Origin of the sequence: Paenibacillus sp. FSL H7-0737 (assembly GCF_000758545.1) — a bacterium.
GTDB lineage: Bacteria > Bacillota > Bacilli > Paenibacillales > Paenibacillaceae > Paenibacillus_AQ.
The window spans coordinates 408,975-422,850 of record NZ_CP009279.1; the positions used below are offsets into that span (position 1 = coordinate 408,975).

General features: G+C 45.2%; 12 protein-coding genes and 1 riboswitch. Of the genes, 4 read left to right on the forward strand and 8 right to left on the reverse strand.

Annotated features, from left to right (window positions below; all coding sequences use genetic code 11):
- Window positions 1–46 precede the first annotated feature (46 nt).
- A complete protein-coding gene (locus H70737_RS01835; RefSeq protein WP_042184285.1) occupies window positions 47–2,914 on the reverse strand; it encodes a 2-oxoglutarate dehydrogenase E1 component in 2,868 nt (955 codons plus the stop codon).
- 471 nt (window positions 2,915–3,385) lie between these two features.
- A riboswitch (cyclic di-GMP riboswitch) is annotated at window positions 3,386–3,470 on the forward strand.
- Between the two features lie 27 nt (window positions 3,471–3,497).
- On the opposite strand from H70737_RS01835, the gene H70737_RS30560 reads away from it, so the two are divergent.
- On the forward strand, window positions 3,498–3,653 hold the full coding sequence (locus H70737_RS30560) for an anti-repressor SinI family protein (protein WP_231573373.1): 156 nt from the start codon (window positions 3,498–3,500) through the stop codon (window positions 3,651–3,653).
- 202 nt (window positions 3,654–3,855) lie between these two features.
- Here H70737_RS30560 and H70737_RS01840 read toward each other — a convergent pair whose 3' ends face one another.
- From H70737_RS01840 to H70737_RS01870, 7 genes are all read right to left on the reverse strand, one after another.
- The gene (locus tag H70737_RS01840; RefSeq protein ID WP_042131791.1) at window positions 3,856–4,185 is read right to left on the reverse strand and encodes a helix-turn-helix domain-containing protein; all 330 of its coding nucleotides are present in this window, start codon (window positions 4,183–4,185) and stop codon (window positions 3,856–3,858) included.
- 169 nt (window positions 4,186–4,354) lie between these two features.
- Window positions 4,355–4,960, reverse strand: a complete 606-nt coding sequence (locus H70737_RS01845; RefSeq protein WP_042184288.1) for a TasA family protein — start codon at window positions 4,958–4,960, stop codon at window positions 4,355–4,357.
- A 92-nt stretch (window positions 4,961–5,052) separates the two neighbouring features.
- Window positions 5,053–5,640: a signal peptidase I SipW gene (gene sipW / locus H70737_RS01850; RefSeq protein WP_042184290.1), complete on the reverse strand. Its 588-nt coding sequence runs from the start codon at window positions 5,638–5,640 to the stop codon at window positions 5,053–5,055.
- A 1-nt stretch (window position 5,641) separates the two neighbouring features.
- Window positions 5,642–6,916 (reverse strand): hypothetical protein, encoded by a 1,275-nt coding sequence (locus tag H70737_RS01855; RefSeq protein ID WP_197071256.1) that lies wholly within the window; start codon window positions 6,914–6,916, stop codon window positions 5,642–5,644.
- A 289-nt stretch (window positions 6,917–7,205) separates the two neighbouring features.
- Entirely contained in the window at window positions 7,206–8,183 is a 978-nt protein-coding gene (locus tag H70737_RS01860; protein WP_042184293.1) for an aldo/keto reductase, read from the reverse strand.
- 118 nt (window positions 8,184–8,301) lie between these two features.
- Window positions 8,302–8,865 (reverse strand): PadR family transcriptional regulator, encoded by a 564-nt coding sequence (locus H70737_RS01865; protein ID WP_042184294.1) that lies wholly within the window; start codon window positions 8,863–8,865, stop codon window positions 8,302–8,304.
- Window positions 8,866–8,870: 5 nt separating this feature from the next.
- Window positions 8,871–10,391 (reverse strand): MDR family MFS transporter, encoded by a 1,521-nt coding sequence (locus H70737_RS01870; RefSeq protein WP_042184296.1) that lies wholly within the window; start codon window positions 10,389–10,391, stop codon window positions 8,871–8,873.
- Window positions 10,392–10,766: 375 nt separating this feature from the next.
- On the opposite strand from H70737_RS01870, the gene H70737_RS01875 reads away from it, so the two are divergent.
- The 3 genes from H70737_RS01875 to H70737_RS01885 all read left to right on the forward strand — a co-directional run bounded on the left by H70737_RS01875 (window position 10,767) and on the right by H70737_RS01885 (window position 13,869).
- Window positions 10,767–11,039: a metal-sensitive transcriptional regulator gene (locus H70737_RS01875; RefSeq protein WP_231573462.1), complete on the forward strand. Its 273-nt coding sequence runs from the start codon at window positions 10,767–10,769 to the stop codon at window positions 11,037–11,039.
- 53 nt (window positions 11,040–11,092) lie between these two features.
- Window positions 11,093–11,293: a copper chaperone CopZ gene (gene copZ / locus H70737_RS01880; protein WP_042184300.1), complete on the forward strand. Its 201-nt coding sequence runs from the start codon at window positions 11,093–11,095 to the stop codon at window positions 11,291–11,293.
- A gap of 113 nt (window positions 11,294–11,406) precedes the next feature.
- Window positions 11,407–13,869 (forward strand): heavy metal translocating P-type ATPase, encoded by a 2,463-nt coding sequence (locus H70737_RS01885; RefSeq protein WP_042184302.1) that lies wholly within the window; start codon window positions 11,407–11,409, stop codon window positions 13,867–13,869.
- Window positions 13,870–13,876 lie beyond the last annotated feature (7 nt).

The following is a 13,876-nucleotide window of genomic DNA, read 5'->3' on the forward strand; positions in this document are numbered from 1 at the left end:
TTACCTCCCCAAACATAATGGTTTACGCTATTGTGATACCGTCCTCTTAAGAGGACGGTACAGCTGTTTGTACTTGTGAATTTGCTTTTAGGGCCTCTGAAACAATTCTACGCTGTTCAAAGCTATGAACATCTGCATAACCACTCGCAGGGCTGGAACGTTCAGGACGTCCGATATATCTCACGCTAGTGTTTTGCGGTGCGATGGCCCGTAACCGTGGTTCGGTATAACTCCACCCGCCCATATTCTTCGGCTCTTCTTGCACCCAGACAATTTCCTGAAGGGATGTGAAGGAGCTTAAGTGAGCACTCAGTTCATGTTCTGGGAACGGATAGAGTTGCTCAAGGCGCAGTACATGTAGCCATGACCAATCTTTGTCTGAAGCAGCTTCTAGCTCTGTTTGGATGTCGATAGCTACTTTACCGCTGCAGACTACTAGACGCTTGACCTCACCTGGCTTCTGGCCTAGCAGGGGCTCTGCTAACACAGGCTGGAATTGTCCGGAGGCGAGCTCAGTTCCGGCAGATGTGCTGCGCGGATTACGAATGAGACTCTTCGGTGTCATAATCACCAGTGGTTTAGCGTCTTCCTGTCCACATAAAGCAGCTTGGCGTCGCAAGACATGGAAATATTGAGAAGCAGTGGTCAAGTTAGCAACGGTCCAGTTCTCTTCCGCGGATAACTGTAGGAAGCGTTCCAATCTACCACTGGAATGCTCGGGTCCCTGTCCCTCGTAGCCATGCGGTAACATGACGACGAGATTGCTGCGCTGCGTCCATTTCGCACGTCCAGCGGCAATGAACTGATCAAATATAACCTGACCTGCATTGGCGAAGTCGCCATATTGTGCTTCCCAGATGACGAAGGTTTCTGGTGCGAACACATTATAACCATACTCAAAGCCTAGCACAGAAGCTTCAGATAGCGGACTGTTATATACGCCAAAGGAAGCGCGAGAATTACTTAGCTGATGAAGCGGAGAGAATAATTCTCCTGTCTTGCTGTCGTGCAGCACCAGATGGCGGTGTGCGAAGGTGCCGCGCTGTGCATCCTGACCGCTAAGTCGAATTGGCGTTCCATCCTTCAGGATGGTTGCGAAGGCGAGGGACTCAGCGAGTGCCCAGTCGACCTTTTCACCCTCATTCAGCGCGTCCTTGCGACGCTGCAGAATTCGCTCCAGTTTCGGATAGACTTGGAATCCATCAGGTACGCTCAGTAGCTCACGATTAATCTCTTGCAGACTGGAGATCGGTACGGCTGTAGTGCCTGCCGCTGAGCGATCTGTATGAAGAGGAATGAAGGCTTTTGGTTCTTTTTTCTTGTGATTGCCTTCCTTCATACTATCGTACGCACGTTGCAATACGCCTTCTGTTTCAACGTGCATCTTTTGTACATCTTCAGCTGTAAGAATTTTTTCACGCTGTAGCCGCTCCGCATACACCTTGTAAACGGTTGGATGATTGCGTACCTTACCGTACACGATAGGTTGTGTAGTTTCAGGATCATCCATTTCGTTATGTCCATGACGACGATAGCCGATGAGATCAATAACGAAATCCTTTTTGAATTGATTGCGATATGCACTAGCTAAACGAACGGCTGATATACAGGCCTCAGGATCATCAGCATTGACATGGATAATTGGAATTTCATATCCTTTGGCGATGTCACTCGCATAATGCGTTGAACGGGAGTCTTCACTTTCTGTCGTAAAGCCGATCCGATTATTAACAATGATATGGATCGTCCCGCCATTCTGATAACCTTGAAGTTTGCCAATATTAAGTGTTTCTGCAACAATCCCTTCACCTGGAAAAGCAGCATCGCCATGCATCAGTACCGCCATAGCTTTACTGGTATCAATCTTCGGCAATCCGGCTGTGCTCCGATCTTCTTGAGCAGCACGAGTGAAGCCTTCCACGACAGGATTGACGAATTCCAAGTGACTTGGGTTATTCGCTAGTGTTATTCTTGTGCGTACGGTTTCTCCTTCACGGACAGCGCGATCTGCACCCAGATGGTATTTCACATCACCCGTCCAGCCATAGTTAATGCCTGTAGAGCCTTCGGAAGGGAAAAGCTCCTTGTTCGGAGAATGATGAAACTCTGAAAATATAATGTCATAAGGTTTGCCCAAAATATGTGCAAGAACGTTGAGGCGACCACGATGCGCCATGCCCATCAGAATATGCTCTGCGCCGTCATGCGCAGCAGCGCGTACGATTTCATCCAGCATCGGTACGAGTGCGTCATTGCCTTCCAAGCTGAAACGCTTCTGACCCACAAAGGTTTTGTGAAGGAAGGTTTCAAATTGCTCTACTTGGATCAGGCGGTTTAGCAGCTCTTTACGTTCTGCATTATTTAAAGGCGCTGGTGAGCTTGTGGATTCTGCCTGTCTGTTCAACCATTTCAGTTCTTGTTCTTCATGCACATGCCCGAATTCATAGGCGATTGTCTTGGTGTAAGCCTGACGCATACGCTGAACTGCATCCCATCCGGTATGCACATCATTCGGCGCATTCTCCCAAATGAGCGTGGCAGGTAGTGCGAGCAGATCCTCACGAGTCAGCTCATAGGTTTCGAGTTCAAGATATTTAGCCATGGGATTGTGATCGCGCTCAAGCGGATCAATATCAGCGGCCATATGGCCATATATACGAATATTAGCGATTAGCTTGGAAGCTCTTACTGCCTTTCTAAGCCATTCGGTGTCTCCCGAAATGCGAGGCTGTGGAGCCGGTTCGCTATCCGGTGTTAGGGGTGGGGGACCCGAATTTGTAAAAAGCTCGCGATAATTATTCTCTACGGTGGAAGGATCTTTCACAAACTGTTCATATCTTTCTTGAATGTAGCCTAAATTGGGTCCGTAATACTTACTCCAAATGGATTCGTTATAGGGCTCTTTGGCTGCCATGAATACATCCTCCTTAACGGATGAACTCCATACGTGACATTTTGTGTCAACGCTTACTGGAGCTGTGATGATTGCGGTTTCATTTCTCATCTTATTGTGCTACTTTCCACACGTGTAATCAATTCATTCTTTCGTCCAATACGTTCGCAAAATGGTATGGGTTAGCTTGTTCTAATGAAAAGAACGCTGTTTCTTCTCATTACCCATTCCTAAGGCCCACTAAAATGATTCTAATATCCTTATTTTTAACTAATAGGGAAGGAAGTATCATTATATTGGCTTAATTAATTTTATGAATGGGACGAGTATCGTGTTAATAGGACAAGATATCGCACAAAAGCGCTTCTATTTTTTGTTTTTTAATGGAAAAACTAATCAGAAATCGACACACTTTTCCACTTTAGTATAGTATAATGTTATTGCAGTTAGCGATTTTCATATATTTCAAAGTAGATCCTTTCGTGTAAAGGGTCCAGTAAAAGGTAAACCTGCCGAAAGACAGGGGCACAAAGTCGCGGGTCTAAGGTAGAAATACTATGACAGCCGGATTGCCTGGGGACGTAAAATCTTAGGAGGAGATTTTTTGGACAAGTCCAACCAGGGAAGCAACAGAGAACAGCAGGTCATTGATCTAGACGTTGAGTGGGTACATTTATTATTAGCAGCTAAGAAGGCTGGCATAAAGGCAGATGAAATTCGTCGATTCTTTCATGAGAAGACTGTGCAAGCCGTGCAGTAATACATTTAGTGCGTTATATTTTGAAAAAGGGCCCAGCGATAACTCGCTGGGCCCTTTTTCGGTATATAAGAAAGTATATAAGATAAATAGTCCTTATATTTTACTAGAATATAAAACGCCTTCGCGGTCCATGTTAGGAGGGCGAAGGCGCTTATGTTTAATAGTATGAGTAGAAGAGGATCTTATCAGGTCAGGTGGAATATTAATCCTTCTGATCAAGGCGCCATTTCTGGTAGTCCAGAAACTCCTTGAATTCGCGTTTGCTTATGCCTGAGGCCATAGCTTCCTGCACCAATCGGAACCATTCCGAATCTAAAGGTGACTCCTCAGCATCATTAGGTTCTCCATAGAGCAAAGCGTGGATGGATACCTGAAGCGCATCGGCGATCTTTTCGATAAACTGGATTGAAGGATTGGATTGGATGTTTCTCTCCACATTGCTAAGATACGACTTAGCAACATCCGCTCTGTCCGCAAGCTCAGATAGGGACAATCCCTTTTCTAGGCGGAGATGCTGGATACGTTGGCCCATATTTTGTGACACTATGCTGACGCCCCTCCGTAATTTTTGTTATTAGTATAGCAAATATCATTAAATTCGACAAAGTTTATTGTAAAGAGAAGAGCAGCATCTACTTATCCGCTTTCCGGAATCAGGATCTGCTGCTCTTCGAGTATTATATTAAATTATTCTATTAATCTTAGTAATCTTTTTTAGCACCTTGTTTAGCTACGAAATCCCATGTCAGGGTTATGCTATCGCCTTGGAAAATATTTTGATCTTGGTTATTTTCCACAAATTCGAATTGGACGGAGAAGCTGTCATTGGTGCCGGCTTTAATACCAGATGCTTCGGTGAAGAGTTGATCCCAACCAGTATTTTTTACGAGATCCGGATGTTGAGATTTTAAATCAGCAAGCGTAGTTTGATAGACTACATCTTCTGGAGAAACTACGGTTCCTTTATCGTTATTTCTAAGGAATTTGACCTTAATGAATTGGGCTAAATCCAGGTAGTTGTCACCTTTAGCATCCGTAATTTGAGTGGAAGTGTTCAGAATAATAGATCCGATATCGAGCGAACCATCGTTTTTCAATTTGAAGGATTTGGTTACAGTATCACCTGGTTTTAGGTTTGGAATATTTACGATAACTGAAGGGTCGGAGTTCAAATCGAGTGTACCTGCAGCAAATGTAGCAGTGCTTTGTGCAGTGTCACTAAAGTAAGCGAAGGTTCCTCCACCAATCAATGATAAACCCAGTGCTGCTGATGCTACGCCAAGACCCAATGTTTTTTTGATACCCATAATTAAAATTCCTCCTCGGTTTTTGTGGTTTTTTTTATAAAAGTTATATATTGTAACTTCCGGTTCGTAAGCGGAAGCGGACAATCAACGAATTACTGTATTTCAGTTGGGGGTGGAGAGGCGGGCAGTATAGCAGCATTTTTCTTTTCGAGTGCAGCTACAGCCTTCCATGACGAATACAGAGCATAGAGCAGGAGCATCAAGCCTGGTACGATCATGAGCATGACACTTCCAGCTTTGGAAACTGCGAAATTCATAGCGTAACCTACGTAAGGTACGGTGACCCCGGTATACTCAGCTACAACATTCGTGGAACTGGTAGGGTTCATATCAGGCGCATCATTGTTATCGCCTTTCGTGCGATACATGGATTCACCAGTAGCGTTGTTCATTGTTGCTTCTACAACACGGTGAGTAATGAGCAGGTTTTCTTCATTTCTAAAGGTGATCACATCGCCTTTTTTGAAGCGATTCATATCTCCTCCGGGTTTTAAAGCGACAATCGATCCGGTTTGAATCCCTGGTTCCATCGAACCTGAGAGTACCGATTTGATCTGGTATCCGAAGAAGGCAGGTTCACCGCCGGAGGCCTTTGATAAAACTACGGCTACCACCAGCAGAATGAATATCACAAGCATGATGCTCGATAATGTATTGTTGATCATTTTTTTAATCCGCATATTATTCGCCACCTTTAACTTGTTGAGGGTCCGAAGGGGCTGGTGTTGCTACCGGTGGGGAAGTGGTTGTATCTTCCGCTTTTGGCGCCTCCTGAGGAACCGCTTGCTGTGGTACATCTTTTGGAATCGTTAGCTCTTCACCAATTTCCGGAACGACCGGGTTAGTGGCTGGGGCTTCAGGCTGTTCATTATTTATATTCTCTGGAGTAGCTTCACCTTTCGGTGGAGTCACTTCCGTTTTTGCTTTCTCCTCAGCTTCAGCTTTCGCTTTGTCCTCAGCTTCTTGCTTTTCTTTTTTCTCCAGTGCCAAACGTTCTTCTTCTTTCTTCGTTTGTTCCAGCGCCTCTAGTCGGGCTTTCTCAAGCGCTTCCAACTGTTGTTCACGGGTTTGACTGATCAATTGGAGCTGACTCTGAAGATTGCTGATTCCTGAAGTAGCCGATTCTTTAAGATCATTCATTTCAGTATTGAGATTTTCATAAGTGGAGGTTAGTTCGCTAGAGATATTGCCGGCCGGCTGACTAAAAGGAATCAGGAAAGGTAACGGCTGCTGAAACGCCTCGTTGCGTAACTCGGGTTGTCCATATACATCACTGGTCACTACCGAAGCAAATGGAAGCCCGATGTCGTGTATGGAGTTTAGATATTGGATGACTCCCTTTAAGGAAGCATTCAGGGATTCAGAGATTACACCGCTTTGATTCAGGCTGCTTTGCAGCTCTCTGAAGAATTGTTCATCCTTGATTTCTAGACAGTTTGAATCTAGAGAGGTCATATATCCTCCAATCTGGAATAGGACGGCTGCTGCTGCATTCAGCTCACCATTGATTTCGTTCCAAATTTGGCTGTTGGTGGCCAGTTGCTCATTCACGCCATCGATTTGAGATTGAAGCGCGGAGATTTGTGTGGAAATCTCTTGCGCTGCGACATCAAGCTCATCCAGCGTCATGCCTTCTATTCCCGAAACGTCTGAGAGACTGCCTGAAGGGGTATAGCTTTGCAGCGATCCTTTTAAAGCAGTAGCTCTTTCGATATGATCTTTGAGTTCTGTTAGAAGCCCCTTGATCGAGTTTGGAAATACTTCGCAAAAGCTAATTGTGCTAGTGGTTTGCGTAGTAGCTCCAAAACCACCATAGGTACTACCCACTTGCTGTGAGGTAGTCAGAAACAAGACGGAGACAGCCATTCCTGATTGCAGAACACGTAATCCGATTTGTTTCTTTCGTTTAGGTCTTCTTTTTGCTGATCTGGGTCTCAGAGGAATACCTCCCCTCAATGTCTTGAGTTTCTTTGGTTCGTTATTATCGTTCTTTATTGAGAACAACTTCTGTAATGAATAATACATGGAATAAAATGAAAAGAAAACTGTCAATAAGTCTCGTTTGTGCTCTATAAAGAACAAAAATGTTAATTTATCTCTATTTATCTCAGTTTATCGCTTGATATCTATTTTTATTCGCAATAGAGAACGATGCGTAGGAGGGGGAAGTATTAAAAATAGCCTAATCATGCGAGAGGCACGATTAGGCTATTAAGAATTCTTGCGAGTTTAATTGTGGGCTTAGTTAGGGAAGACGAGTACCACGTGAACTAACATATAGGTCATACCATTCTTTACGAGTAAGCTCCAGCTTGTCCGCATCGGCGCAGGCAGCGATGCGCTGCGGATTCACAGTCCCAATCACAGGCTGAATAGCTGCCGGATGTGTCATTAGCCAGGATAGCACTATGGCTTCGGGTGTTGTTCCTTTTTCATCTGCAAGTTGTTTAACCATGGCAGCTGTCTGGACGATATTCTCTGGTTGATCCTCTAATGAACGTCCGCTAAATAAGCCTTGTGCGAGTGGGCCCCAAGCTTGAAGCTGAATGTTCTCCATTCGACAATGTTCAAGGGTTCCTTCGGGAAAGGTAATATCCTTCCAAGGTTCACGGTTTACACTGATTCCAGCATCGACCCAGCTGAGCTTGGCTAGGCTCATGTGTAGCTGGTTTACGATAAAAGGTTCATCGCAATAGGCTTGCAGCATTTTGATCTGCGCTGCGCTCATATTGGAGACGCCGAAATGACGAACTTTACCTGTTGCCTTTAATTGATGCAAAGCAGAAGCTACTTCCTCTGGATCCATTAGGGGGTCAGGCCGATGGAGCAGCAGAATATCAATATACTCCGTTCCTAGTCGCGACAATATTCCTTCTACACTGCTTAGAATATGCTGGCTTGAGAAGTCAAAGACATTAGAGCTGTCTCCAGGCTCCATTAGCTTAATACCGCACTTCGATTGAATAATGATTTCTTCGCGGAGTCCTGGGCGTTCTTTAAAGATTTGACCGAATACCTTCTCTGCTTTACCACGGGTATAAATATCTGCGTGATCAAACATATTGATACCAATAGATAGTGCTGCGTCGACGGCTGCATGTCCTTGCTTAACATTCTCGGCGGTAATCGGTTCATGATCCCAGCCCCCACCAAATCCCATACAACCTAGAGCAATACGGCTGGCTGGTATACCGCGCTTGTTTAAAGGCAGTGTTCTCAACAATGTGATTCCTCCTAGGAAAATATGATTGCGTACACGTACATATTGTACACGCTTAGATTCTAGTATGGTATTTATTGTCTCTGCAAAAGCGAAAAAAAGAGTAGAGGTCCTAAGGACTCTACTCTGTATTAAGTGGTGTTCCAATGTCATTCAACTTGCGTGCTACAACATCATCATAGAGACGTTGTAGCCATTTTAGTTCAATAAGGGTGTGTTCATAGGTGCCGTACATGAGATGAAGGGCGGAACGAGGAACAATAGGAATATGTTCTTCATATACCTGATAAGCCAGATTCACCTGATGTTCGGTTTCACGAATACGTTCTTCGAGCAGCTTCTCCACCTTGTTTTGATCAACATGACGGGACATGGCTAGAGCCATATACATCGGATGATAGAAGGGCTCGTTCTTTTTAATTTGCTGTAGAATTAACTGCTCGAATAAATTTTTACCTTGCTCAGTAATACCGTAAATGGTTTTGTCTGGGCGATCACTGCTGCTTATCACTTCTAAAGCTTCGATATAACCATCTTGTGCAAGTTTATCGACAGCATAGTAGAGAGACCCAAGCTGGAGCTTTGTAATCCGGTCCATGGAGCGCTCTTTCATGACTAGTGTAATTTCATAGGGGTGCATATTTCGTTCAAGCAATAGTCCGAGAATAGCCAATTTCATCGACATAATCGTTACCTTTTACCCTCGGACGCCTGAGCAGTTTTACTCGGAATGGTGAGGCGGTCTTTTGGCATAAGCAGCACAAAGACTAAACCAAGGACGGCAGGAATCATGGCCCACATAAAGGTATGTGCGATTGAAGAGGACAGTGCACTAGATATTTTCTCTAAAATTTCAGGTGGAATCTTGGCTCTTGCTTCAGGTGTCAGGGCTGCCCGTGGATCGCCGAAGGCTGCTGACTGCTCACTTCCGCCAAAAGCTTCGCTAATGCTGCTAGTGAAGTTGTTACGCTGAATAATACCGAAGATCGTAATCCCCAGCGTCATCCCAAGCGAGCGCATAAAGGTACTTGTTGAAGTTGCCGAACCGCGTTGGCGCATATCGAAATTATGGATAGCTGCCATGCTTAGCACGGAGAAGGAGAAGCCCACGCCGAATCCAGTTAAGGCCATGAATACATTAAGCATGAGACGGGAGGTATCTGGTGATAAAGTGCTTAGACTGTAAACGCCTGCTACAAAACAGACTGCGGATAGGATCATAATGTTGCGGAAACTGGTTTTGGTTGTAAGTAGCCCACCGGTCTGACTGCCCACGACCGTACCGATCATCATCGGCATGAGGATCAGTCCAGAGTTCGTAGCGGAGCCGCCAAATACGCCCTGTACAAAGATAGGAATGTAGATGGTGGCTACGATAAAGGCAGAGCCATAGAACAAGGCTGTCACACTACTTGTTGCAAACAACCGTTTACTGAACATCGCGAACGAGATAACAGGTTCAGCCGCCACTCTCTCAATGAGGATGAATGCCAGCAAGAGTACAGCGAAGCCGGCGAATAAGCCGAGAATGACACTGGAATCCCAAGCGTATTGATTGCCTCCCAGTTCTAGCGCAAACATTAGGCAGATAATGGCGCCGACGAGAGTGAAGGCTCCGCCCCAGTCGATGCGCTGTTTAGCGTGAGAGATCGATTCTTTGTAAGAAGTTGCAATCAGAAAAAGTGCAATAATTCCGAGCGGCAGGTTAATGTAGAATACCCATTGCCAGCCTACATAGTCGGTAATATATGCACCCAATAATGGTCCGAGTACACTGGAGATTCCGAAGACCGCACCGAAAAGGCCGGTCAGCTTTCCTCTTTTTTCAGGAGGGAAAATGTCGAAAACGATGGTGAAGGCGATAGGCATTAGTGCACCGCCGCCGATTCCTTGAATTGCCCGGTAAATACTTAGTTGTGTAATACTGGTTGCAGTACCGCACAGTGCTGAGCCAATCAGGAATACAATCAGTCCGAACATGAAGAAACGTTTACGTCCATACATATCCGAGAGCTTGCCGAAGATAGGGGTTCCAGCCATTACCATGACCATATAGGCCGAAGTGACCCATACGATTTTGTCCAGACCGCCAAGGTCGGAAACAATGGTTCCCATAGCTGAAGCTACAATGGTATTGTCCATCGCGGACATCAGAATACCGAGCAGCAGGCCGATAACTACGAGTTTAAGATTACTTTCTTTAGTATGCATGCTTCGCAGGCTCCTTTTTCTAATAGTGATAAATCCGTTCAATAAATGTTCATAGGTTAGAAGCAAAATTTATTATATTCAAATTTGAATAGGGTAGCAATAGTTTTTTTCAAATATAAGAAGTATAAGTTTCACACAATACTATGTGTCTTATATTTCTCGCTTAAACGCTTACCGTCCTTAAGGACACCGAAGGCGTCTATGCTTGAAAAAATGGGATTTGGGGGATAGGAAATAAAGAACGCCTCTTGACATACCCTACGGGGGTATATTATATTATTGGCAAGGAGGCTGATTCTTATGTCTACTAGTAAGCAAGAACAAACTGAGAAATCCTGTGAAGCTGACTGTCATTCTTCAGCATCTGGAGAACGAATGAGTCATCATTCGACAGATTTCAAAAATGGTTTGAATACTCGCCTCAACCGGATTGAAGGCCAGATCCGCGGGATAAAGGGTATGATAGAGCGGGATACTTATTGTGACGATGTGCTCAACCAGCTCGCAGCGGTTCAAGCGGCACTAAACGGTGTTGGTAAGATGCTGCTGGAAGGGCATATGAAGAGTTGTATTATTGAACGAATCGAAGCCGGTGAACATGAGGTTATCGATGAGCTGCTAATTACGGTTAACAAATTAATGAAATAATAAGCTAATGCTCCTTGAGCATGGCTTCATAACATTTACTGGAGGTAATTATAATGTCGAACGCTACATTAAACGTTGAAGGAATGTCTTGTGGTCACTGTGTCAACTCTGTAGAGAAGGCTGTAGGTAATCTTGGAGCTACTGCTAAAGTTGATCTTGCTGCTAAAAAAGTTTCCGTTGAGTATGATGAGAACAAGGTGAGCCTTGGAGCTATTAAAGAAGCTATTGAAGAGCAAGGGTATGATGTAGTTTAATTTGAAGCAAAGTAATAAGGCTTGGAGCTGTATGGGAATGCCATAAGCTCCAATGCCTTTTCTTTTTATAGAAATTATCATACTCTATAGGGGTATGAGGAGGCTTTGGAATCATGGATAAGTTAAAAATAACAGCTTCACCCAATGAACAGCAAGCGACCGTACAGATTACAGGCATGACCTGTTCTGCTTGTGCAGCTCGAATTGAGAAAGGTTTGTCCCGGATGGAGGGTGTTTCTCGCGCAAATGTAAATTTAGCCTTGGAACAAGCCACTGTCGGATTCGATCCTTCTGTATCAGGGTTACCACAAATTGAAGATAAAATCCGCGCTCTTGGTTATGATACCGTCAAAGAGACCGCGGATTTTGATATATCAGGCATGACCTGCGCTGCATGCTCGGCGCGGATCGAAAAAGTGTTGAGTCGTACGCCGGGGATCGCAGCAGTGAATGTGAATTTAGCGCTGGAAACGGCACATGTAGAATATACTCCCGGTAATATTAGTCCAAGAGAGATCATGGAGAAGGTAAGCAATATCGGATATAAAGCTACTCTTAAAGAAGACCGCAAGGATCATGTGGATCGTCGTGTACAGGAAATTCAGCATAAGAAGTGGAAGTGGATCATTTCTGCTATTCTTTCTTTCCCATTGTTATGGGCGATGGCAGGTCATTTCTCATTCACAAGCTGGATTCCAACACCGGAGTTATTTATGAATCCTTGGTTTCAGCTTGTTCTGGCGACCCCCGTACAGTTTATCATCGGTTGGCAGTTCTACGTAGGCGCGTATAAAGCACTTCGTAACGGAAGTGCCAATATGGATGTGTTGGTCGTACTGGGGACATCAGCAGCGTATTTCTACAGTCTTTATCTGACGATTGATTCATTAAGTATGAAGGGAATGAATCATACCGCCCCAATGTATTATGAGACGAGTGCTGTACTCATCACGCTCATCCTCGTCGGTAAATGGTTCGAGGCGCTAGCCAAAGGACGTTCCTCTGACGCTATTAAGAGCTTAATGGGGCTTCAGGCAAAGACGGCTCTCGTGATCCGCGATGGCAAAGAAATGAATATTTCGACAGATGAAGTGATTCCCGGTGATATTGTATTGGTGAAGCCTGGAACAAAGGTGCCGGTGGATGGCGAGGTAGTAGAGGGTTCCTCTTCTGTGGACGAGTCTATGTTGACCGGAGAAAGTATTCCTGTAGAGAAAAAACCTGGAGATACCGTTATCGGTGCTACATTAAATAAGAATGGGATTTTAAGAATTAAAGCCAACAAAGTAGGAAGAGACACTGCTCTCGCTCAAATCATTAGAGTAGTGGAGGAGGCCCAAGGCTCCAAAGCGCCGATCCAGCGGATCGCGGATGTCATCTCAGGTATTTTTGTACCGATTGTTGTAGGCATTGCGATGATCACTTTCTTGGTCTGGTACTTCTGGGCAGCACCTGGTCAATTTGCCGATGCCCTTGAAAAAGCTATTGCGGTGCTCGTAATCGCTTGTCCATGTGCGTTAGGTCTTGCAACGCCGACCTCCATTATGGCGGGATCGGGCCGCGCTGCGGAGCTTGGTATTCTGTTCAAGGGTGGTGAGCATTTAGAAGGCGCACAAGGGATTAAGATCGTTGTTTTGGATAAGACAGGTACGGTTACAAATGGTAAGCCCGTGCTGACTGATATCGTGACTACCACTGGAATTGCCGCTTATGGTAAAGAAAGTGCAGAGAATCGTCTATTAGCTTTAACTGCGGCAGCCGAGAAATTATCAGAACATCCGCTTGCGGAAGCAATCGTAGCAGGAGCCGCTGACAGAGGTTTGATCTTACCCACCGCTGAACAGTTTGATAATGTACCTGGACGGGGAATTATGGCTGTTGTCTCCGATCAACAAGTTAGGGTGGGTACACGGCGTATGATGGAAGATCATCAATTGGACATCACAGAGTGGACCCCAGTCATGAAGAGACTGGAAGAGGCAGGAAAGACAGCTATGCTTGTAGCGGTGGACGATGATATTGCCGGGATTGTCGCTGTGGCGGATACGATTAAGCCAACCTCTAAAGCAGCTGTAGCTGCGCTTCATGCGATGGGCATAGAGGTCATTATGATTACAGGTGACAATAAAATCACCGCAGAAGCTATTGCGAAGCAAGCAGGTATTCGAAAAGTGTTAGCAGAGGTTCTACCCGAAGGCAAAGCGGAGGAAGTTCGTAAGCTGCAGCGGAATGGGACAAAGGTAGCTATGGTTGGGGATGGCATCAATGATGCTCCTGCACTGGCTACTGCAGATACGGGCATGGCGATTGGTACAGGGACGGATGTAGCAATGGAGGCTGCAGATATTACACTGATGCGGGGAGATCTGAAGAGCATACCCGATGCCATTATGATGAGCCGTAAAACGATGAGTAATATTAAGCAGAATTTGTTCTGGGCACTTGCATACAATACAATAGGTATACCGATTGCTGCACTCGGATTTCTGGCTCCATGGCTAGCTGGAGCTGCGATGGCATTCAGTTCTGTGTCCGTCGTCTTGAATGCACTTCGTTTGCAGCGGGTAAAGCTTTAAGAGAAAC

What these genes read in the sequence shown, in the direction of transcription:
- H70737_RS01840 (WP_042131791.1), bottom strand. Translation starts at nt 4,185, where the DNA reads ATGGGCCAACGTATCCAGCATCTCCGCCTAGAAAAGGGATTGTCCCTA.
- copZ (WP_042184300.1), top strand. Translation starts at nt 11,093, where the DNA reads ATGTCGAACGCTACATTAAACGTTGAAGGAATGTCTTGTGGTCACTGT.
- H70737_RS01870 (WP_042184296.1), bottom strand. Translation starts at nt 10,391, where the DNA reads ATGCATACTAAAGAAAGTAATCTTAAACTCGTAGTTATCGGCCTGCTG.
- sipW (WP_042184290.1), bottom strand. Translation starts at nt 5,640, where the DNA reads ATGCGGATTAAAAAAATGATCAACAATACATTATCGAGCATCATGCTT.
- H70737_RS01885 (WP_042184302.1), top strand. Translation starts at nt 11,407, where the DNA reads ATGGATAAGTTAAAAATAACAGCTTCACCCAATGAACAGCAAGCGACC.
- H70737_RS01845 (WP_042184288.1), bottom strand. Translation starts at nt 4,960, where the DNA reads ATGGGTATCAAAAAAACATTGGGTCTTGGCGTAGCATCAGCAGCACTG.
- H70737_RS01865 (WP_042184294.1), bottom strand. Translation starts at nt 8,865, where the DNA reads ATGTCGATGAAATTGGCTATTCTCGGACTATTGCTTGAACGAAATATG.
- H70737_RS01835 (WP_042184285.1), bottom strand. Translation starts at nt 2,914, where the DNA reads ATGGCAGCCAAAGAGCCCTATAACGAATCCATTTGGAGTAAGTATTAC.
- H70737_RS01875 (WP_231573462.1), top strand. Translation starts at nt 10,767, where the DNA reads ATGAGTCATCATTCGACAGATTTCAAAAATGGTTTGAATACTCGCCTC.